General features: G+C 60.9%; 18 protein-coding genes. 14 read left to right on the forward strand and 4 right to left on the reverse strand.

All coding sequences use genetic code 11. The features are described 5' to 3' along the window. Positions 1-176 precede the first annotated feature (176 nt). The gene (locus tag ACQK2L_RS11505; protein ID WP_425397110.1) at positions 177-653 is read left to right on the forward strand and encodes a hypothetical protein; all 477 of its coding nucleotides are present in this window, start codon (positions 177-179) and stop codon (positions 651-653) included. 221 nt (positions 654-874) lie between these two features. Here ACQK2L_RS11505 and ACQK2L_RS11510 read toward each other — a convergent pair whose 3' ends face one another. Further along, positions 875-2,284: a tetratricopeptide repeat protein gene (locus ACQK2L_RS11510; protein ID WP_425397111.1), complete on the reverse strand. Its 1,410-nt coding sequence runs from the start codon at positions 2,282-2,284 to the stop codon at positions 875-877. A gap of 350 nt (positions 2,285-2,634) precedes the next feature. Between ACQK2L_RS11510 and ACQK2L_RS11515 the strand changes: the two genes are divergently transcribed. The 12 genes from ACQK2L_RS11515 (at position 2,635) to ACQK2L_RS11570 (ending at position 15,511) form a co-directional block, all read left to right on the forward strand. Then, the gene (locus tag ACQK2L_RS11515) at positions 2,635-4,425 is read left to right on the forward strand and encodes an ABC transporter permease subunit (protein WP_425397112.1); all 1,791 of its coding nucleotides are present in this window, start codon (positions 2,635-2,637) and stop codon (positions 4,423-4,425) included. Between the two features lie 81 nt (positions 4,426-4,506). Then, entirely contained in the window at positions 4,507-4,938 is a 432-nt protein-coding gene (locus ACQK2L_RS11520; protein WP_425397113.1) for a gamma-glutamylcyclotransferase family protein, read from the forward strand. 108 nt (positions 4,939-5,046) lie between these two features. Continuing rightward, on the forward strand, positions 5,047-5,385 hold the full coding sequence (locus ACQK2L_RS11525; RefSeq protein WP_425397114.1) for a hypothetical protein: 339 nt from the start codon (positions 5,047-5,049) through the stop codon (positions 5,383-5,385). 216 nt (positions 5,386-5,601) lie between these two features. Next, positions 5,602-6,030, forward strand: coding sequence for a hypothetical protein (locus ACQK2L_RS11530; RefSeq protein WP_425397115.1), 429 nt, complete (start codon positions 5,602-5,604; stop codon positions 6,028-6,030). A gap of 644 nt (positions 6,031-6,674) precedes the next feature. Then, complete coding sequence (locus ACQK2L_RS11535) at positions 6,675-8,585, forward strand: patatin-like phospholipase family protein (RefSeq protein ID WP_425397116.1); 1,911 nt, start codon at positions 6,675-6,677, stop codon at positions 8,583-8,585. A 269-nt stretch (positions 8,586-8,854) separates the two neighbouring features. After that, complete coding sequence (locus tag ACQK2L_RS11540; RefSeq protein WP_425397117.1) at positions 8,855-9,823, forward strand: PstS family phosphate ABC transporter substrate-binding protein; 969 nt, start codon at positions 8,855-8,857, stop codon at positions 9,821-9,823. 84 nt (positions 9,824-9,907) lie between these two features. Continuing rightward, positions 9,908-10,840, forward strand: coding sequence for a phosphate ABC transporter permease subunit PstC (gene pstC / locus ACQK2L_RS11545; RefSeq protein ID WP_425397118.1), 933 nt, complete (start codon positions 9,908-9,910; stop codon positions 10,838-10,840). Then, positions 10,837-11,727, forward strand: a complete 891-nt coding sequence (gene pstA / locus ACQK2L_RS11550; protein ID WP_425397119.1) for a phosphate ABC transporter permease PstA — start codon at positions 10,837-10,839, stop codon at positions 11,725-11,727. Before pstC ends, pstA begins: the two co-directional genes overlap by 4 nt. Positions 11,728-11,791: 64 nt before the next feature. Beyond that, complete coding sequence (pstB, locus tag ACQK2L_RS11555) at positions 11,792-12,670, forward strand: phosphate ABC transporter ATP-binding protein PstB (RefSeq protein WP_425397120.1); 879 nt, start codon at positions 11,792-11,794, stop codon at positions 12,668-12,670. Positions 12,671-12,727: 57 nt separating this feature from the next. Then, positions 12,728-13,411: a phosphate signaling complex protein PhoU gene (phoU, locus tag ACQK2L_RS11560; protein WP_425397121.1), complete on the forward strand. Its 684-nt coding sequence runs from the start codon at positions 12,728-12,730 to the stop codon at positions 13,409-13,411. 14 nt (positions 13,412-13,425) lie between these two features. Continuing rightward, positions 13,426-14,133, forward strand: coding sequence for a winged helix-turn-helix domain-containing protein (locus ACQK2L_RS11565; RefSeq protein ID WP_425397122.1), 708 nt, complete (start codon positions 13,426-13,428; stop codon positions 14,131-14,133). A gap of 601 nt (positions 14,134-14,734) precedes the next feature. Then, positions 14,735-15,511: a hypothetical protein gene (locus tag ACQK2L_RS11570; protein WP_425397123.1), complete on the forward strand. Its 777-nt coding sequence runs from the start codon at positions 14,735-14,737 to the stop codon at positions 15,509-15,511. A gap of 27 nt (positions 15,512-15,538) precedes the next feature. On the opposite strand, the gene ACQK2L_RS11575 is transcribed toward ACQK2L_RS11570, so the two are convergent. Further along, complete coding sequence (locus ACQK2L_RS11575) at positions 15,539-17,866, reverse strand: heavy metal translocating P-type ATPase (RefSeq protein ID WP_425397124.1); 2,328 nt, start codon at positions 17,864-17,866, stop codon at positions 15,539-15,541. A 151-nt stretch (positions 17,867-18,017) separates the two neighbouring features. Between ACQK2L_RS11575 and ACQK2L_RS11580 the strand changes: the two genes are divergently transcribed. Next, complete coding sequence (locus tag ACQK2L_RS11580; RefSeq protein WP_425397125.1) at positions 18,018-19,643, forward strand: FAD-dependent oxidoreductase; 1,626 nt, start codon at positions 18,018-18,020, stop codon at positions 19,641-19,643. Positions 19,644-19,665: 22 nt separating this feature from the next. Here the strand turns inward: ACQK2L_RS11580 and ACQK2L_RS11585 are convergent, their stop codons facing one another. Both ACQK2L_RS11585 and ACQK2L_RS11590 read right to left on the reverse strand, forming a co-directional pair. Next, positions 19,666-21,234 (reverse strand): FecR domain-containing protein, encoded by a 1,569-nt coding sequence (locus tag ACQK2L_RS11585; RefSeq protein WP_425397126.1) that lies wholly within the window; start codon positions 21,232-21,234, stop codon positions 19,666-19,668. A 66-nt stretch (positions 21,235-21,300) separates the two neighbouring features. Further along, on the reverse strand, positions 21,301-21,837 hold the full coding sequence (locus ACQK2L_RS11590) for a sigma-70 family RNA polymerase sigma factor (RefSeq protein WP_425397127.1): 537 nt from the start codon (positions 21,835-21,837) through the stop codon (positions 21,301-21,303). Positions 21,838-22,128 lie beyond the last annotated feature (291 nt).

Genomic DNA, 22,128 nt, shown 5'->3' on the forward strand with positions numbered 1-22,128 from the left:
GGAGAGGGAATGACAGGTGGAAGTGATTCTTGGACCCGGTTTCCGGGTACTTGCGGGTCGTGCGGGCATGGCGACTAACAGTGCGCGCTGCAAGCAGCTTGCACCGATGGAGTGAGTAGGCTCGCTGCGCGCCACGCGCGGATCGCACACGCACACTTCCCACAAACGGTATGAAAATGAGAACCCTGAAAGTTTGCCAACTGAGTCTCGTTCTGGCGGTCTTCGCGCTAGCGTCCTCCACCCAGGTCGAGGCGAAGGTCGGATGCGTGATGCTCGATCCAGGAACTCGACACACCAACGGGATGCCGATCGCCAGAAGCGAACCGCAGCGAACCAATTCCGTCACCTGGCAATGCAACCCCGACAATCTGGGCTACTGCGGGTGCCGGTATTATTGGCCGTGCTGTGCGACACTGCGACCGCGGAACGTTTGCGATGCGGCGCGCGGGCATTACACGCCACGGCAGCTACGCGGCTACAAATCGTACGCGGGATGTGTTTGCCCGGAACACACAGAGTTCGCCGGCATCGACGGCATCGAACCGCCCGGCATGGTACAGGTGGGTCAGGTATCGAACTCGCTAGCGACCCCCGGTTTGGGTGGTACTGGCGTGCCGCTGTCGACGCCAGCAAGGTTTCCACCAGGGAGATAATACTCGGCGAACAGGTAAAACTTAGTCGCTGTATTGCGATTAGAACCGATAGCCAGAACAATCGGCCGATTCGATTAAAGAGGCGCCATGCTCCATTCCGATATCTTCACTAGGATGATACGGGAGGGCGAAACACAGCTGTGTTTTGCTTCAGGATAGAGGTCATGGCAGGACGACGGATCGACCTGCCATGACCTTTTTTATTGCGCTAGCGCGAGTGGCTACTTGAGCTGCGACTTCAAGGCTTCGGCCTCCGAGCGATGCACGAAGATGCCTTGCTCGTTGTCGAGCGCGCTTTGCAGGATGTTCTTGGCAACATCGTCGCGGTTTTGCTCGGCGAGCAGCTTGGCGACGATCAGCGACGAGTCCTGGCTCAAGTTGCCCAGACGCAGACCATTCTGAAACGCCTGGTTGGCCGCTGCGCTATTGCCACGCTGACGCATGACCCACGCGAGGGTGATGTTCGCGTCGGCGCTGTTCTGATTGAGCTGCTGGTTGATGCGAGCAAGCGACTCGGCGCGAGCCTTGTCGGTGTCGTCGTCGCTGGCGATCAGCAGCAGCGCGAGCAGGTTGCTGGCGTTTTGGTTGCCGGGCGCAAGCGCTAGAGTCGTGTTGTATTGCGAGATGGCTTCGTCGGTGTTGCCAGTCATCTCGGCCACGACGCCGCTGAGCAGCGAGATTTGAGGCGACTTGGGCTGAGACTTGCGTGCGGCGTCCAGCAGCGTGGCGGCCTGCTCGAGCTTGCCAGTTCGGGTAAGCCACTCGCCGTAGGCGATCAACGTGGTTTCGTCCTTGGGACCTTCCTTGTACGCGGCCTCAAACGACTTCTGTGCCTTACCGGTGTACTCATTGGCCTTGTCCGAGTTCTCCGGCACGGCTGCCAGTTGCTGGTACATCTTCGCGGCTTGCACGTACGGCGAGGGAAGATCTTTGTTCAGTTCCTTGGCCTTGCTGAACGAGTCGTAACCATCCTTTTCCTTGCCCTGCATGAACAGCACCGCACCCAGACGGCTGTGAGCGTTGGCGTCCTCCGGGTCTTCTGCGAGCCAAGCACGAATGTCGTCTTCGGCGGCCTTCCATTGACGCCAGCGCTGCAACACGGTCGAACGACCGGCACGGCCGCGGATGATGAACTTCCGTTTGCGAAGCGGATTGGCTTCGTATTGATCGGTCAGCTTGATGGCCTTGTCGTACAACGCCAGCGCCTGGACGATTTGCTCCTGACGAGCGGACTGATCGGCCAGAAGCAAATACGGTTCTGGATCGTCCGGCACATCGCGGGCGGTGATCTCCAGAGCACGCAGTCCCGGCACGCCGCGGTTGCTCAGAAAGTACAGTTTGGCCAGCATCAAGTCGGCCGGCGGCAGGCGGTCGTCTTTGCGCTTGGCGGTTTCCAGGAACTGCTTGGCGCCGGGTACGTCGTTGTTCTGATACCGGCGGATCGCCTCTTTCACGTCCGAATAACGCTGTGCGTCGGGATCGCTCACTGCGTCGCCAATCACGGCTTCGGCGGTGATATCCTGGGCGGTCGCCGATCGGGCGGTGAGCATCACGGCCATTGCGGCCAGCAGGGCCAGGCTCAACCGGGAGGTCGAGCGGAGAAGGTGGAAGCGATCAGTACTAGTCGCCATGGAGGTGGGTCCTTTGAATTGCATAACGGGTGTGCGGGTACAAGCTGCATGGGGGCGGCTAGCCGAAGAGCAAGGAGGTGCAGGCCGCCTGATTCGATTCTAAGCAAAACTCCCCAACTCCGCACCCGGCGGCCGAAGATCGGCGGGGGATTCGTTAGCATCAGACCAAGTTATACGGATTGTACCGCCTGTAGGTTCGCGCGGCCGCTCGACCCCCCCGGCGTGCGAGCCTATATTTTAAGGCGTGCCGACTCGATTCGTTCGGGTGGCACTCCCCGTCCGAATTTCCTCCCCCGCGATGCAGAGCGAGGACACCATTGTTCATAGGGCCGGTTTTCACCCGCGAGGCGATGACTGCGCCGCGTGGTGCGCGGTTCTATGCCATCCCGGCTGTGGCGGTCGGCACGCTGCTTTGCCTGCTGTGGACCTACTGGCAAATCGTCACCGGTAACCAGCCGACCAGTACGGCCGGAATGTCGGCCCGCTTCGGATCCGAAGTCTTCGCGCTGCTCGCTCCGCTGGAGATGGCCGTGGCGACACTCATGGCGGCCGTGCTCACCTCGGCGGCCGTGGCGCAGGAGAAGGATCGTAAGACGCTCATCCTGCTGCTGCTCTCCCGGCTGACCAACAGCGAGCTGGTGCTCGGCCGCTTGCTCGCCAGTTTGTTGGTGGTGCTGGTGGTGGTGGCCGCGGCGGTGCCGTTCTTCTTCCTGCTGGTGCTGCTGGGTGGCATCTCGTACGGCCAGGTGGCTCGGGTTACCGCGGTTACCGTGATGAGCGCTCTGGCGGCCGCCAGCTTGGGGTCAACACTCGCGCTATGGCGTGACAAGACCTTTCAAGCACTGGCCATGACCTTCCTGGCACTGGTGTTGTGGCTCTTGGCCTGGGAAGGAGTCGCCAGCGGCGCACTCGGCGAGACCCCGTTCGGCGTCGATGCCGAAGCGCTGGCCACCGCGATGAGCCCCTGGAGGGCCGTACTCGCCGCGGCCGAGTCCGACTTGTTCGTCCAGATGCCAGGCAGTCCCACCGTGATGGACTTGCCGCCGGTCACCGCGTTCATCGCCGTGTCGGCCGTTGCCGTCCTGCTGCTCAACGGGCTGGCCATCGGGCTGGTGCGAGTTTGGAATCCCTCGCGCGAAACTCGAACGCAAGAACGCGAAGAGGAGGAAGCGCGGGCGATCTGGAGCGAGCCTCAGGAGGGCGACGCGGCCAGCGCCGCCGCGCGAGCCGAAGCGCATCGCGCGCCGGGCAAGCTCCGCGAGGTGTGGGACAACCCCATCCTGTGGCGCGAGATCCGCACCGGGGCGTACGGCAAGAAGATCCTGATCATCCGCATCGCCTACCTGGTGGTCGTGGCGCTGTCGGCCATGGCGATACACAGCTTGCTGACCGGCGACAGCGGGCCTGTGGAACTGGGCCTCACCATTCCGCCGGCCGTTAAGCCGCTGGCGCCGCTCATGGCGCTCAGCGTGGTGCTGGTCAACGCCCTGGCGGTCACCTCGCTTACCAGCGAGCGCGATAGCCGCGCGCTCGACTTGCTGCTGGTGACCGACCTCACGCCCAAAGAGATCATCTTTGGCAAGTTGGGCGGGGTGTTCTACAACAGCAAAGAGATGCTGCTGCTGCCGCTGGTGCTGTGCGGGTACGTGTGGTGGCTCGGGTACTCGAGCTTTGAGAGCCTGCTGTTTCTGGTGATTGGCTACTTGGTGATGCAACTATTCGCCGCCGTGCTGGGATTGCATTGCGGCATGACCTACCTCAACTCGCGACAAGCCGCTGGCGTGAGCATCGGCACCATCCTCTATCTGTTCGTCGGCATCCTGGTCTGCATGCGGATGATGGTTGCCGCGGGCGACAATTTCCTGGCGCAGTGGCCCACTTTTGCGGTGTTCATTCTCGGTGGTGGTTTGGCGCTGTACGTGGTACTCGGCTGGCGGCTCGACTCGAACGCGCTGAAGTGGGCCTGCGGAGTCGCACCGGCCGCCACGTTCTTTGTGATCACCAGTTTCCTCGAGCATAGCTACGGGTCGGTGTTCTTCGTCACCGTGCTCGCCTACGGCTTCCTCACCGCGGCGATGCTGGTTCCGGCAGTCGCAGAGTTCGACGTGGCCACCGGCCGTACCGGAGAACGTGTTGGCTAGGGCAAGCCACACGCTATACTGACGCCAGCACCGCGCGCGCGCTCCCAGGCGACAGTTCCACAGGCGATAGGGAACAGGTTCATGCCACACGTATTTGTCTACGGCACTTTGCTCGCGCCGGAGATGATGAGCACGGTCACCGGCAAAGCGTTCGACGCGGCCCCGGCCGTGGCACGCGGCTACAAGCGGGCCTACCTGTCCGACCGAGTCTATCCCGGCATCGTGGCGGACGAAGCGTGCGAGGTGCCTGGCGCGGTGTACCTGGACGTCGACGACGATTCGATCCGCCGGCTCGACTACTTCGAAGGCCCCGAATACCTCCGCGGTCCCCTGGTCGCCTGCCTGGAAGATGGCCGCGAACTGCTGGCCGAAGCCTACATCGTCCCCGAGATCAACCGGCACATGCTGACCGACCGCGAGTGGTCGCTGGAGTGCTTCCTGGCACAAGACCTGACCGCGTTTATAGCGAGGGCACAGAACTGCATGGAGGGGTTTAAGGCGGGAGGCGTATAAAAAAGGGTTCTGAGACGAGGGCGTTTCGCGAAAAATCAAAGCCGATAGGTCGGTGCAAGCATCCCATCTTGTGGGCTAGAGTTCTTGGATTTCAGGAGACTCAGGTTAGTGTTGGACTTCTATTCAATACCTGACAACATTGACTCTTGGACCGAGCCAGTAGAAGACAAGTATATCGGTTCACTTTCGCTCGAAGAGTTCGATGTGTTAGGAGGCTATTGGACTAAGCTCACTGCATGTGATTTGCAGTTGTCTTTTTTCGAAGATGCGAGATGGAAATCTAGCAATTTGTGCGTAGCCCTCGAACAACTATCAGCATTTGCTGATGAGAACTTCGATGGCAATAAGAAGGAACGGGAGAAAATCGACAACGCCATGGCGAAAATCAAGGTCATTTTTGAGAGCTCGCTAACCAGCGGTGAAGGCATCATGTCGTTTTGTGACTGATGGGCAACCTGCCTTCCTGTTTTTCATAAACATTTGTTCTGTGCAATTGATTGCCACCAAAGAACATCGCTCGAGAAGCGGATGTTACTGCAGGCTGGTAAACTATGGTGGCACCCAAACCGGCTGGTTCCCGCCCCACGTGGCCGGCGGCCCCGCGTGGTTGTAAGATGAACTAAGCACTTCCCCGCGCCCTGTTCTCTGCCCCCACCACTCACCATGCCCCAGTTCTACGACAAACAAGGCCTTCGTTTTGCTTACCCCGACAACTGGACGGTGGCCGACGACGACGATGGCGCTGCCGACGCGGCGGCCACCGTCAGCAGTCCGCAGACGGCGTTCTGGTCGGTCATGCTGTATCGCGGCGAACGCGACCTCGAGCATCTTGCTGGCACCGTGGTCGAGGCCATCAAGTCCGAGTATCCGCAGGTGGAAGTCGACGAGGTGAAGGAACTTGGCGACGCCGAAGCGGCCTGTGGCTACGACCTCAGCTTCTCCTACGTCGACTTGCTCAACACGGCGAGCGTCCGGGCGTTTCTGCATGCTGGCGATACGTACGTGGTGCTGAGCCAAACCGAGGACCACGAACTGCCGGTGGTCGAGCCGGTGTTTGCTGCCATGACCGCTAGCTTGACCCGCGAGCTGTAGGCCCCGTTTGTAGAACTTACAATCGGCGTTGGGAAACGATTTGCAAAACTTACCGCTGGCGTTCTCCGGGTGCAAATTGCCAAAACCACGATAAAAACAGGCTGCGTGGATTTCTTTGGCCACGGCCCGCGGGTTTGGCACGCTTAGTGCAATACCTTCCCGCAGTCTCCAATGCCACGCACGACCGGCCGCTGGCCTCCGCGCTCGGCCGGTCGGCGGGGGCATCGGAATCAAACCAAATCAACAAGACTCTCGATTCTCCTTTCCCAAAGTTCGCGCACGACAAAGCCGCCTCAACTCGCAGCATTCGCCACCAAAGTACGGTGGCCATCGCCCACCACGGGAAACTGCACACAGCGGCCACAAGAGAACCCGGTTGGCATCCTCGCAGGGCCAACCGGGTTCTTTATTTTTAGTCTCTGTGTCATTCCGACAGGAGCTCCGCGACTGAGGAATCTCGCTTGTAGTGCGGCAAGCTTTGCCATGGTGAGCGTATTACACTTCGAGGTTACTTGGAGTGGATAGCTTCCGCGCGGTTCAAGTAGATTTCTCGGTCGCGGAGCTCCCGTCGAAATGACACGATTCTCACACCATCGCCTGCTAGCACCAATTGGCATTGGCCCACTCTGCGGAAACCACTACGCTTGCTGCCCCGTGTTCCGCGCTGGCACATCGTCGAGAGCCAAGTAGTGACCTTCCTGCCGATCCACATTCGCCGCAGTAACCTGTTCGGTTCGTTGTCCGACTCCGAGGTGCGCGACATCCTCGCTTCGTGTCGCAGCGTGACGCTGCACAGTGGGCAACTCGCCTGCCGCCAGGGCGAGGTCGGCGAGAGCATGTTTGTGATTGTCAGCGGTCGAGTCAGCATCAGCATCGACGAACCAGGAGGCGCGCAGCGGGTGCTCAATCACTTGCGCCCTGGCGATCACTTTGGCGAGATGTCGCTGTTGGTCGGCGGATCGCGGTCGGCGAACGTCACCGCGGTGATGGACACCGAACTCCTGGAACTCACCCGCGCCGACTTCGAACGCAGCCTGGCTCGCGTACCCGGCTTTGCGGCCAACCTGTGTCGCTCGCTGGGACAGTGGCTCCGCGGACAGATCAGCGGTGGCCGTCGGCACGAGAACATGCACGTCGCCCTGGTGCGGGCCGGCACGGCGGCCTCGCGCTTGGCGCCGCAGATCGCCTGCACTGCATCGCGGGAAGGCGGCCGGCTGCACGTGTTCAGCGACCAGCCACCGGGCGTGGTGGTGTCCGACTGGCGGCGCGTGAAGGAAGGCCCCAGCTTCGAAAAGGACCTGCTCGGCAATCTGTCCGGCGCGGTGGCTTCCAATCGGCGAACCTTGGTCGACATCGATCACTCGCGAGCCACGACCGGACTGCTGATGCAACATGAGTTGGTGCTGTGGGTCGTCGACCATGCCGACCCGCAAGCCCGCGATCGATCGTTCCAACGCCTTGCCACCCTGTTGGCCGCCGCGCCGGAGGGTTTGGCCGAACGAATTCAACTTGTCGAGTCGGTTGCCGATGCTGAAGAGCTGCCACCGCCGATGGAGTTGCCGGTCGAACTTGCCGAGCAGCCGTTGCGACAACCAATCCTCCGCGTGCAATACTCCGCCGGCGACGAGCCCACGTTCAAGCCGCGCGACTTGGCTCGCTTGATTCGCACGATGCGCGGTATCCAGATCGGATTGGCGCTGGGCGGCGGCGGCGCGCGGGGCATCGCTCATCTGGGCGTGCTGGAGGTGCTCGAACGGGAAGGCATTTACTTCGACCGCGTGGCCGGCACCAGCGCCGGGGCCATCGTGGCTACCGCCTACGCGGCGGGCATTCCGCTGGAGCGGATTCGCAACGTGTTCGAGCGCGAGATGACACCACCTCGCTCGATCGGCTGGCTGCCCAAGTCGCGGCAGTGGTACATGCTGGGTGTGTTCCGCTTGGGGCTGGCGGAGAAGAAGTTCCGGCGCTACTTGAATCACTACGCATTCGATCAGCTGCTCACACCCGCGCAGACGGTCTCGGTCGACTTGATCAGCGGCGAGCACCGCATTCGCGAGTCGGGCGACGTGGTGCGGTCGGTACTCGAAAGCATCAACCATCCCGTGTTCGGCGCGCCGATCCTCCGCGACGGCGAAGCCCTTGTCGATGGTGGCGTACTGATGAACGTGCCGGTTACCGCGCTGCGGCAAAAGGACGTCGACTTCAGCGTGGCCGTCGACGTCAGCAAGCAACTCTCGAGCGAGTTCGGCGGCAACACGCGAGACACTCCCACTGCCAAGATGCGTAGGCCCGGCTACCTGAGTACGCTGCTCAGGGTGACCGACGTCGAGTTGATCAACCTCGCGCGGCTGCATGGCTCGCAGTGCGACTTCCTGCTGGCTCCCGACACCGCGGAATTCCCCTTCGACGACTTCACTCAGGCCGAAGGCCTGGTGCAGGCGGGGCGGCAAGCCGCCGAGGCCGAAGCGCCACGGCTGAAAGAGGCCCTCGCCCGGGTGCTCTCCTGGGACCGCGGCCAACTGGCCAGCGGCACCGCCGATCGTGCGGCCGCCTAGCGCACTAGCGGCTCTAGCCCGTGGATTTTTCGCTCGGTGATCGATGCGCAAATCCTCCTCTGTTTGTCCGATGGCTTTCCCAGCCGTCAAAACAGGACGTTTTCTCAGCTCCCCGCGCTGCGGCTTCCGCGGATCCTCATGGAGTCTTAATATTGTCTTAATATTCGCGTCTTAACATTGCTGGTTCTAGGTACGAGGTCGCGGCCGCACTGGGTAGGCACTTCCTTCGGGAACCGAGCAATTTTTCATAGTTTTTCTAGGAGTTTACGGTGGAACTGTCACATAGATTCAGCCGCTTGGCGCTGGTGCTCGTCGGTGTGTTGGTGGTAACTGGTTGCCGCAAGCCGCGAGGTGCAGATGTTCAAGTCGATGGATCCAGCACGGTCTTTCCCATCACCGAGGCGGTGGCCGAGAAGCTTCGCGATGAGCAACCCGACATCCGCGTTACCGTGGCCAAGAGCGGTACCGGCGGCGGCATGAAGAAGTTCGGCAAGGGCGAAATCGACATCTGCGACGCTTCGCGCGAGATGAAAAGTGGCGAGGCGGACGTCTGCACTGCGAATGGTATCAAATACGACAAATTCATGGTGGCCTACGATGGTATCGCCGTGTGCGTCAATCCACAGAACGACTGGTGCCAGACGCTCACCGTCGACCAACTCAAACAGCTCTTCTCGCTCGATAGTCCCATCAACACGTGGAAGGACTTGAACGAAGAGTGGCCCGACGAGGAGATCAAGTTGTACGGCCCCGGCGCCGACTCCGGCACGTACGACTCGTTCAACGAGCAAGTGTTGGGTAAGGACACCAAGGTTCGCACCGGATACACCCAAAGCGAAGAAGACAACTTGCTGGTCAACGGTATCGCTCAGGAAAAGTACGCGTTGGGATACTTTGGGTTTGCCTACTACGTGGAGAACTCCGACCGCTTGACGGTGCTGTCGGTCGATCCCGGCGATGGCAACCCGGTGAAGCCCACCATGGAGACCATCCGCGACAAGAGTTACACACCGCTGTCGCGTCCGCTGTACATCTACGTCAGTCTCGATTCTTTCAAGCAGCCGAAGGTGCAGGAGTTCGTGAAGTTCTACCTGGACAATGCTGCTGAGCTGTCGAAGAAAGTGGGTTACGTTCCCGTGGCCGACGAAATCGGCGAAGAGAACCAGGCCAAGTTTAACGCGTTGACGGGAGAGGGATCGGGCGAAGCGGAGGAAGCGGCCGCCGAACCCAACGCCTGAGTCTTTGCACGATTGAGTATTCTGGCTGGTCCGCAATGGTGCCGACCTTTGCGGACCAGCCTTGTGATCTAAGTTGCCACGCCTATGAGTTCCATTGCTTCCACTGCTGACAGGCAGTTGCTCGAGGAAACCACCTCGCGGCTGTGGCGTAAGCGGATTGAAGCCGCCATCCGCTTCGTGCTGATGTTCTGCGCCGGTGTGTCGGTGCTCACCACGGTGGGCATCGTCGTGCTGTTGTTGTTCGAGTCGCTGCAGTTCTTTGGCGAAGTTTCCATTTTTGAGTTCCTCACCGGCACCAAGTGGGCCCCGCAGAACAAGGAGTTCGGCATCTTGCCGCTGTTCTGTGGCACCATGCTCGTCACCGTCGGCGCTGCCATCGTGGCGGTTCCATTGGGACTGGGCACGGCCATTTATCTCAGCGAGTACGCCACGCCATTGGTGCGCGAAACGGTAAAGCCAGCGCTGGAAGTGCTGGCGGGTGTTCCTTCGGTGGTGTTTGGCTACCTGGCACTCATTGTGATCTCTCCCTTCATCAAAGAGATTTTTCCAGGGGCTGATCTCGCCAACGCGGCCTCGGCGGCCATTGTGGTCGGTTTTATGATATTGCCCACCATCATCTCCTTGTCCGAAGACGTCCTGCGATCGGTGCCGCGCAGTCTGCGCGAGGGTGCCTACGCGTTGGGCGCCACGAAGTACGACGTCACCGCCAAGGTGGTCGTGCCTGCCGCGCTGTCGGGTATCGTTGCCTCGTTCTTGCTCGCCGTGTCGCGGGCCATTGGCGAGACGATGGCCGTGACATTGGCCGCGGGTGGTACTCCGCGAATTACGCTCAATCCGCTTGAGAGTATCCAAACTATGACTGCTTTCATCGTGCAGAAGACGGCAGGCGAGAACTCTCATGGCACGCTCGAGTATCGTACAGTCTTTGCAGTCGGCCTCACGCTGTTCGTTTCCACCATGATTCTGAACTTGGCCGCCCAGTGGATCTTGTCTCGCGTGCGGGAGAAGTACGAATGAGCATCACCGCTGCCGAACGCGAGTTCATGGAGCGCTACCGTAAACGCAAGCGAACGCTGTCGCAGGTGTTTAGCGTGCTGTGCATGGCTGCCATGATTACTTGTGTGCTGATTCTGGTGTTCCTCCTGGTTAGTGTGTTCGTTCGCGGATATCACTATTTGGATTGGCAATTCATCACCAGCCTGCCTTCGGCCGATGCGAACAAGGCCGGCATGTGGGTTTACTTGATTGGCAGCATCTGGCTGATTGGACTCACGACGTTGTTCTCCGTTCCGTTGGGCGTGGGGGCCGCGTTGTACTTGGAAGAGTACGCTGCCGATTCGTTCTGGAAACGCGCCGTGCAGGTCAACATCGCCAACTTGGCGGGTGTGCCTTCGATTGTTTACGGACTGCTGGGCCTTGGTGTATTCGCCTGGGCCTTGCACTTGGGAGACAGCATCCTGGCCGGCGCGCTGACGCTCACGTTGGTGGTGTTGCCTATCGTGATTCTCGCCACCCAGGAATCGTTGCGAGCCGTGCCCGGCTCCATTCGCCAGGCATCGTACGCCTTGGGGGCGACGCGTTGGCAAACCACTTGGCGGCAAGTGCTGCCGGCCGCCACGCCTGGCATCATGACAGGCGTGATCCTGGCCATTTCCCGCGCCTTGGGCGAAGCCGCTCCGCTGGTGGCCATGGGCGCGGTGCAGTACGTGTCCTGGGCGCCCGACTCGATCTGGTCCACTTTTACCGCCTTGCCGCTGGCGATTTACGACTGGGCGGGCCGCCCGGAAGCCGAGTTCCACGCCTTGTCGGCCGCGGCGATTGTCGTGTTGCTGGCGGTGCTGATTTCCCTCAATATGGTGGCGACGCTGGTCCGGTACCGGTTTGGAAAGAACATCCGATGGTAACCGCAAATTGCCTGTTTGACGCACATACCGCTGGCAACTTGCTGGAAAAGCGAGCAAACTGAATATGTCGACATCCGCAACTCCGAGCAATGGGAGCCCTTCCGCAGTGGACGACCCGCAACTAGGCATCCGCCGACCCGAAGTGTCGGTCGACAAACCGGGTCGCACCGCCAGCGAACTCGCCCAGTCTGCCAACAAGTTCGCGACCAACCGCGTGAACTTCTGGTACGGCTCGCACCATGCATTGCACGACATCACGCTCAATATTCCCGAGCACTGCGTCACCGCGCTCATCGGACCTTCAGGCTGTGGCAAGAGTACGTACCTCCGCTGCTTGAATCGTATGAACGACATGATCGAGCACACTCGCGTCGAAGGCGAGATTCTGCTCGATGGTCAGGATATTCGCAGGCCGCGGGTCGATGTGGTCGAGCTTCGCAAACGCGTCGGTATGGTCTTCCAAAAGTCGAACCCGTTCCCCAAGTCGATCTTCGAGAACATTGCCTACGGCCCGCGCGTCGCCGGGCTGAGGTCCCGCGCACGGCTCGAGGAGATCGTCGAACACTCGCTCAAACACGCAGCGCTGTGGGACGAAGTGAAGGACCGCTTGAACGACTCCGCGCTCGCACTCTCCGGCGGGCAGCAACAGCGGCTCTGCATCGCCAGGGCGCTGGCGACCGATCCCGATGTGCTGCTGATGGACGAACCCGCCTCGGCGCTCGACCCCACCAGCACGTCGCGCATCGAAGACTTGATCTTCGAACTGAAAGATAACTACACCATTGTGATTGTCACCCACAACATGCAGCAAGCGGCTCGCGTGTCGGATCAAACCGCGTTTTTCTACGAAGGTCGATTGGTCGAGGCGGGACTCACAACCGATGTGTTTACCAATCCCACCAAGCAAGAGACGGAAGACTACATCACAGGTCGATTTGGCTAATCGTCGATCGATCCGAAACGTCCGATTGGGGCAGTTTAAAAAGGTGGTTACGTTGTTATGAGCAGACATCTCGAACGCGATCTGCAAAACCTGGAACGAGCCTTGCTGACGCAGGCGTCGGTGGTCGAGGGGATGATTCGCACCGCCACCCGGGCGTTGTGCGAGCGAAAGGCCGATCTGGTGTGGGAGGTATTGCAGCAGGAGCAACTGGTCAACGCCCGCGAAGTAACCATCGAGGAAGAGTGCCTCAAGATCCTGGCGCTCAATCAGCCAGTGGCGATCGACCTGCGGCGCACCGCCGCGGTACTGAAGATCAACGGCGACCTGGAACGTATCGCCGACCTGGCGGTGAACCTCGCCGAGCGCGCGCGCTCGCTGGCCGAGCAGCCCGACTTTTACGTGTCGGAGAATCTCGAGACGATGGCGAACATCGCCGTTGATATGGTTCGCGACGCTCTCGATGCGTTCGTGGAGTTCGACGCCAGCGCGGCCGATAGCGTACGCCGCCGCGACAACGAAGTGGACCAGCTTAATCTGCAACTCATCGAAGAAGTGCACGAGGTCATGCGGACGCGTAGCGACATGGTCGAAGCCGCGTTGCACTTCTTCTCTGCAACCCGGCACATCGAGCGCATCGCCGACCACGCGACGAACATCGCCGAAGACGTGATCTACCTGGTGGACGGTGAAATCGCCCGCCACCGACATGAAGAACTCAAGCAGGACAGTTCGACTGGCTGAAATGGCAAAGTGCAATGGCTAAACCTTCTGTATTAATCGTGGAGGACGATCGGTCGTTGGCCGACGTGCTCGATTACAACTTGAGACAGGATGGTTACGAGACGATCGTCGCGCGTGACGGCCAGGATGGCTTGACGCAAGCAAGGCTCAAGGGCCCGCAACTCATTGTGTTGGACTTGATGCTCCCGTTGGTGAATGGATTGGAGATCTGCCGCCGATTGCGGTCCGACCCCGCCACGGCCGGCACGCTCATTCTGATGCTTACCGCCAAGGCGGAAGAAACCGATCAGGTGGCCGGCTTCAGCGTTGGCGCCGACGACTACGTGACCAAGCCGTTCAGCGTCAAAGTGTTACTCGAACGCATCCGCGCACTGCTCCGACGGCGGAAGGGCACCACCAACAGCGGCGACACCCTGGTGAGCCAGGGCATCCTGGTTGACCGCGAACGTCACCGCGTGACCGCGGGCGAGGAACTGCTCGACCTCACGCCCAGCGAGTTCAGTCTGCTCGAATCGCTCATTCGTCACCCCGGACGCGTCTTTAGCCGCGCCGAATTGATCGACTCGGCCCTCGGCGGCGACTCGCTCGTGCTCGAGCGCACGATCGACGTCCACATCCGCGCGCTCCGCAAGAAGCTCGACAGGTACGCCGACCTGATCGAAACCGTACGCGGCGTCGGCTACCGCTTCCGCGACCCCGCCTCGGCGGTGAACACCGCTTGAAGCGTGATCGGGAGGGTTTTGTCCCACAACACGATCCATGGGCCCAAAACCCCAGGCGTTTTGGTCCACCACTCTTCCAAAAAACACTTGTTTTCTCGATTAAACCAATCGGGGGGTGCGACGAAACCCAACGCGTTGTTCCCCGCATGTTTCTCGTTGGGGCAAAACCCGATAGTGGCCGTTCGCTCCGCGAACGAGCGAAGGAATTACCACCACGCTGGTCGTCAGCTCAGTCCTCGAAAATGGTGACCGGGTTCTGGTCTCTCCGACGACGCGTAGGTCGGCGGCTATGGGAACACCCACTGTAGACCGCCCACTACCTACCATTAGACCAAGTCGAATTGCGAATTCTACGGCGATTTTTTTACAACCGCGATTTGTGGTCGAGCGTGTAGACTAACGCAGAACCCCATCGGGCTTTCACGTGAATCGACCAACAACCCGAGCGGGAGGACGCGGGAAAATGTCCCTCCGAACAATGCTTGCAATGACTCCATTGATGCTCCTCGTCGGCTGCGAGTCGAACCAGCCGGCTCAACTTGGGAGCTTGGCGGGGACTCCACCCCCCACGGAGTGCAGGGTTCATTCGAAGGGCACAACGGTGACGCTTACAGGGGAGGAAGGCCACGGAGCGTGGCAGCTATACAACCAGGTGCGAACCGACCCTGAGTTGCGAACGCGAAGCAAGCAGAGAACCAAGACCGAGCCGATGAGCGGCATGAGCTTTCGGTTTGTCGATGAACAAACGCGACACTATCTGGGGCAGATGCACGAGAACGGCCCCCAGATCATCATCGACTCCAAAGAGTTCACTTGCAGCAAAGCGATGCGACAACGGCTCAAGGAGTTCTTTCGAGAAGTTCGGGAGCGCGGCGAGGCGGCTGGGAAAAGCGATCTTCCGTGGGTGCACTCCGAAATTGACACAGCCGGTGTATCCGGAGGGTGGCGATTCGTATTCGGATCTTACGAAGAAATTGGTCTGCCTGTTACTGCCTTCCTTACGTTGTACGCAGTGCGCGACGATGAAGTAAAGGAAATTCAAACGTTTCAGGACCTCGAAGAGTTGGAAGGTCTGCGCATCGAAGATGCGCAGGGAGCACTGGCGCTCGTGCGGTTGCTCACGGCGGAAGAAACCTATGTCGTCTTCGAAGTTCCGCTGGCGGTCGAAGTCGAAACGGAATCCGCGACCGTGAGTGAGAATGACATAGGCTTTCTTGTGAAGCGCCATCTTGTCTTCGACTCAGCCGAGTTCAAGAGTGCGTATGGCTGCTTCGAAGTGACAGAGCAGATAAGCCGTGACGGAAAGTATGAGGTGATTGAGAAGCGTTTCTTGAGAGACGTCTCCATTGGCGACTTCCCTCGTGGCGAGTACTACTAGCAGTTTTGTGCGCAATCTCCACGGCCCTCACAGCTTCACCGCCCTGAGTCTTAGCGCGTTGGCAATCACCGACACGCTGCTCAGGCTCATTGCCGCCGCGGCGATCATGGGGCTTAGGAGCCAGCCGAACACGGGGTATAGCACGCCGGCGGCCAGCGGGATTCCCAACGCGTTGTAGCCGAACGCGAAGCCCAGGTTCTGGCGGATGTTGCTCATCGTTGCGCGGCTCAGCGCGGCGGCTTTCACCACGCCCTCGAGGTCGCCGCCCACTAGTGTGACGCCGGCCGACTCGATGGCCACGTCGCTTCCCGTGCCCATGGCCACGCCCACATCGGCGGCCGCCAGGGCCGGCGCGTCGTTGATCCCGTCGCCGGCCATGGCCACCACGCGACCTTCGCCGCGAAGCTGCTCGACAAAATCGTGCTTCTGTTCAGGCGACACGCCGGCGTGGAACTCGTCGATGTTCAGCTTCTCGGCCACCGCCTTGGCAGTCGCCTCGGCGTCGCCGGTGAGCATCACCAGCTTCAGGCCCAGATCGTGAATCCGCTCGATCACTTGCGGCGTCGACTGCTTGATGGGATCGGAAATCGCCACCATGCCCACGAGATGCGCATCGCGGGCCACGTACACGACGGTCCGCCCTTCGCTTTGCAGGTTCTGACTCCGCTGCGTGGCGTCCGCTGGGATGTCGACGTTGTTTTCCGCCATATAGCCTGGCTTGCCAATCAAGATGCGGCTGCCGTCGACGCTGGCCGCGACTCCGCCGCCGGTGGTGCTGCTGAAGTCGGTCGCTTCGGGTACGCCGAGTTCTCGGTCCTTGGCCGCTTCGACAATCGATCGGGCGAGCGGGTGCTCGCTGCTTTGCTCGACCGCGGCGGCCAGTGCGAGCAGGCGGTCGTCGTCGATGTCGCTGGTGGCGAGCACTTCCGTGACGCGGGGCTTACCCTCGGTGAGCGTGCCGGTCTTGTCGACCACCACGGTGTCGACGCGCTCCATGGTCTCCAGCACCTGCGCGTCCTTGATCAACACGCCTTCCCGCGCGCCGCGGCCTACGCCCACCATGATCGACATCGGCGTGGCGAGTCCCAGCGCGCAAGGGCAAGCGATGATCAGCACCGAGATGGCCGCCAACAGCGCGTGCGCGAAGCGTGGATCGGGACCGACCATCGCCCACACACCGAACGCCAGAATGGCCGCCACGATCACCGCCGGCACAAACCACGCGGCCACCACGTCGACCAGACGCTGGATTGGCGCGCGGCTGCGTTGGGCGGCGGCCACCATGTCGACGATGCGACTCAGCACAGTTTCGGAGCCCACCTGCTGGGCCTCGATCACGAGCGTGCCCGTCTGGTTCAGCGTGCCCGCGACTACTTTATCGCCTTCAGACTTCTCGACGGGAAGCGGCTCGCCGGTGAGCATCGACTCGTCCACCGAACTCGTACCTTCGCTGACCACTCCGTCGACCGGCATTTTCTCGCCCGGTCGCACGCGCAGCCGGTCGCCGCCGTGCACCTGGTCGAGCGCGACGTCTTCCTCGCCCTGGTCGGTGAGGCGATGCGCGACATCGGGCGCGAGTTCCAATAGCGCACGGATCGCGCCGCTGGTTCGCTTGCGGGCGCGGAGTTCGAGCACCTGCCCGAGCAGCACCAGTGTGATGATGACCGCGGCGGCTTCAAAGTAGAGCGGCGGCTGGCCATCTTCGTAGAACGCCTTGGGGATCCACTGCGGCAGCAGCACCGAGAAGAGGCTAAACGCGTAGGCGGTGAGCGTGCCGATCGCGATCAGCGTGAACATATTGGGGCTGCGATGCACGACCGACTGCCACCCACGCACCAACAGAGGCCAACCGCACCACAGCACCACGGGCGTGGCCAGCGCCAGTTGCAGCCATCCATTCACTGCCGAGGGCAGCCAACTGTGGATCGGTAGGCCGACCATCGGGCCCATGGTCAGTACCAGCAGTGGCGCGCTCAACGCGACTCCCACCCAGAACCGCCGCACCATGTCGGCTCCCGAGCCGTCGTCCTCGTCTTCCAGCGAGGCACTCTTCGGCTCGAGGTCCATCCCACACTTGGGGCAGCTTCCGGGGCCAACCTGCTCGATTTCCGGGTGCATCGGGCACGTGTAGATCCGCTGGTCGTCGGTGTTGGACTTCGCTGGCGACCCGTGGTGGTGTGCATGATCGGGCGAGTGGTGGTCGTGCGTCGCGGATTCGCCATTGCTTTGCTGCTCGACGAACTTCGATTTACAGCCTTCGCTGCAAAAGTAGTGCGTTTGCTGGCCGTCGGAATAAGAGACGGCGGTAGCGGGATCGACGCGCATGCCGCAAACGGGATCGATGGTTTCGGGCATGGTGGGCCTCGCTGGGGGATGTGGGCGGTTCATTATACGCCTCCTGAGAATCGGAACACCCACCGGCAAGACTTGTACCCCCGGGTGGTACGAATGAATTAGAATGCCGCCTATGCACAACACAAAGCGTCTTGCCCCGAGTTGGCGATCGTTGACCACGCTATTTGTTTGCCTGCTGGCTGCGCTGTTTCCAGGAGGTGAGCTGCGGGCCGAGGTCTACGATGTGGTGGTGGTCGAAGGCACGCCGGGTGGGGTGGCGTGTGCGGTTCGGGCGGCGCGGCAGGGGTGTCGCGTGTTGCTGGTCAATCGAACGGACCATCTCGGTGGCATGCTTTCCAGTGGTCTGGGGGTTTGGGATACCTTGTGGGAGGGCCGGCGCTCGCCGATCTACGACACGCTCCGCCAGGGACTGTTCGACCATTACCGCGAGACCTACGGCGAAGACTCCCCGCAATATCGTCACGCCTTGCCCGACAAGTCAGGGCATCGCAATGGCAAGTTCGAACCACACGTGATGGAGAAGCTCATCACCGATATGGTTGCTGCCGAACCGAACATCGAAGTGCTCAAGGGGTATGTTCCGATTGCCGCGCAGCGAGATGGCCGGCGGCTGACGGGCATTACCGTGCGGCAGTTTCGAGGTACTGACACCAAGCAAATACGCGGCAAGGTGTTTGCCGACTGCAGCTACGAAGGCGATCTGCTGCCGCTGGCGACTGTGGAGTACCGCGTCGGCCGCGAGTCGCGCGACGAGTTCCATGAGCCGCATGCCGGGGTGATCTATCTGCGCCGCACCGAGCAACGCACTCCGCTGGTGTCCGCCGCGCAGCTTGAAGCGCGCGAGAGCCTGCCGCTGCGAAAGTTCAAGGGCTTTCAGGAAATCCTCTCGCCTGAGAGCACCGGCGCAGGCGACTCGAACGTGCAGGCGTTCAACTACCGCTCGACGCTCACGTCCGATCCCGCCAATCGAGTCCCGATCGAGAAGCCGCGCGACTACGATCCCGCCAAGCTGGCGGACCTGGAGTACAGCTCCCGCGTCCGACCGATTCCCAACCAGAAGCTCAGTTGGAACCGCCCGCAACTCGTTGGTCCGCACCAGGCGTACGTCGAAGGCGATTGGGCTGCGCGCCAAAAAGTCATGGATGCGCATTGGGACGCGACGATGGCGCTGTTGTGGTACTTGCAACACGATCCGGCCGTGCCAAAGAAAGAGAGGGCGTATTGGTCGAAGTTCGGGCTGGCGAAGGACGAGTTCGCCGACAACGGGCATCGCCCTTACGAAATCTACGTCCGCGAAGCGCGCCGCTTGCGAGGGCGGTACGTCCTGTCCCAGCGCGACCTGATGCCAAAGCAAGGCACCACACAGGTGCCCAAGCATGCTGACGCGATTGCGATGACCGATTGGTACATGGACTCGCATGCGGTAACCAAAGGGAGTGTGCGCGGCAGCCTCGACGACGGCAAGATGATGCTGCACGCCGAAACATGGCCCGGGCAGATTCCTTACCGCTGCCTGTTGCCAGTGGACCTCGAAAACGTGCTGGTGCCGGTTTGCCTGTCTTCTACGCACGTGGCTTGGGGCGCGGTGCGACTGGAGCCCACCTGGCTGCAAACCGGCGAGGCAGCGGGCTACGCCGCGGCGATGGCCATCGAAAACGACCAGCCGCCAGAGGGCATTGATGTCCCGCGGTTAGTCGATACGCTCAGGGCCAACGGCTTCCTGATCGACTTTTATACGCAGCAGCACGAGATGTTCCCAATGGACAGCGCGCGGTGAGTTGCCGCGAGGTAGAGCACCATTACTCCAGTTCCAGCGGAACTGCCACGATGCCGTACATGTTCGCTTGAATCGACCGTGTGCGAGTCACTTCGGGATCGCGGCTGGGCAAATGCCCGTTGGGCCCGAGCACCACAGTGCCGCCTTTGGGCAGCACCTTCTTCCAGATTGAGTGGGTCTCGTCAATACTGTCCCCCGGCCCTACTTGCGCAAACTCTTTGTTGCTGGCATAGCGGTTCGCGGTGTCGTGAGGGCTTTCGTCCATGCCGACTACGTCGCCCGTGTTGGTGAACGACGAGGTGAGCCACTCGGGTACGTCAACGCGATGGTCGAGCATCACGAACAGCACAGCCGGCTCGGTGAGCGTTACTTGGATCTCCAAGTCGTCGCGGACCTTATCGTCGTTGAACATCTTGACGTAGTCGCCGCCGAGCAGATAGTCGGGCATTCCTTGCGGAGAGACACCATTCCATTCGTGAAAGCGATCGACAAACGCCGGCGCGTCTTCGTCCATCCCTTCGATGACGATCTCGTAGAAGGCCCAGTTGTCTTGTCGATCGTTGTTGTCGACTACCGACGCGATTAACGGAGAACGGTGAGGAACGTCTGGCGACATCGGGTTGGCCATCGACTGCACGCTCATCAGGCGCGAGACGGTGCCGTCGCGATCGACGTGTACCGCCTCGCCGGTGGTGAATCGCATCGTCTTGGCGCTTTTAGCATGTTCCTCTGCACCGCTGTCGGGCAGGTTGAGGTCCACTTCGCCGCCAAACACGACCAGGTCGGTGCCGGTATCGTTGGCTTTCACCGAGAACACGGTGCCAATGTCGACCACTTCTGCCGATGGCGTTTCGACGGTGAAACCTTGCTCTTGCTCGGGCGCGTTGACGCGGATGTGTCCGCTCAGCAGCCGCACGCGGTTGTCGGTTAGTAGTTGCAGCACCGCGGGGGCTTCCAGAATGCCGTACGTATCGCCCTTGAGTCGCATTTCGATCGTGCCGGCTTCCACGTTCACCGTGTCGCCATAGTAGAAGTGCTCGGGGTTCAACTCGCCGGGCCGTCCAACGTGCCAGTGGCTATCGTCCGCCAGAGCGGTTAACCGCGCCGGGCCGGGTGTCGCTCGCGGCGCTTCGACGGTTGGTTGACCGTTGGCACGGGGCGGCGCCACTGGATCCTGGGGTGCCGGCTGGACAGCGAGCTTCTCGCCAGGCTGATCAGCGGGCTGCGACCAGAGGTTCCACCCCGCGAGCAGCACACCTACCAGACCAGCCGCAATGGCCAGAGTCCACCACGGGCGGTGAACCGAGTGAGACTTGGGCGCGGGTGGCGACCGTCTTGTGGGGGATTCACCATCGCCGTCCATCGGAAACAGCGCCCGCGGCTGCTTGCTGGAAAGCTCCCTGCCGGCGATCACCCAATGCAGGTCGACATGGATCGACACCATGCTCCAATAGGCCGCCTGCAAGTCGGTCGACTTGCCGAGCAGTTGGTGCATCTCCTCGTACCCCGCGGGGTCGAGCGCTCCGTTGAACTTCTCGTTGACGAGTTGTTCCAGGCGGTCGATGTCCGACTTTTCTCGAGTGTCTACCATTGCTAAGCCGCTTTTCGAAATAGGGGGCGAACTGCTGCCAACGCCGTAAGGGTCATCGATGCGTGCTTAAACTTGCCGAGTCTGCTGCGCGACATGACGTTCGACGCACTCACGCAGGGCTCGACGCGCGCGGGTAAGTATCTTGTAGACCGTGCTGGCTGGTCGGCCGCTGGTGCTGGCCAGGTTTTGCACGGACTGTTGCTTGCCGTAGAACTCCGTTATGAACTGGTGCTCGGTGGAACCGAGTTTCTGCATGCAGCACGAAAGCGCTTCGCGCCGCTCCTCGGCAACCTGCAGGTCCTGCGGGTACTCGTCGGCCAGCGAATCCATCAACGTGTCGCTCGCCCAGACCTTTTGCGTGGAGAGCCGATCTCGGAACCGCCGCACCTCGATGCCAGCAAAGGCAAACGCCCACCGCAAAAAATCTTGATCCCAGTCGTACAGGTGTCGTTTCTTCCACAGCGCCAGGTTTACCTCTTGCAAAATATCGTCGGCGTCGTGCAACGTCGGGGTCAGTCCAACGATGAACGCCAACAGGTTGCGCTGGTACTGCGTAAGCACCTGCATGAAGCGACCATCACTTTCCGAATTCTCGTGTGCCATGATTTGCTACAACCTCTAAACCACAACCATTCGTTTAGGTATCGCGAGATCACCTTCTACTCGAATCGAACAGCCCCGTCTCCACAAGCACTCCAGGCGAACAGCCGAGTTTTGCCGCGGAAAAAAACAAAATCTACCAAATCAATCACGGCTCGCTCGCGCAACTCATTGAAGCACAATGGATTGCGACTGCAGAAGCACCTGCGCTTATAGGCACCTCACTGGCCGGTGCGATGTTTTTCTGAGTTTGCGTGGCAATTTTGGTGCGCTCGCTGGGAAACCTGTTGCAAG

The organism is Aeoliella sp., assembly GCF_965227375.1.
Classification (GTDB): domain Bacteria; phylum Planctomycetota; class Planctomycetia; order Pirellulales; family Lacipirellulaceae; genus Aeoliella.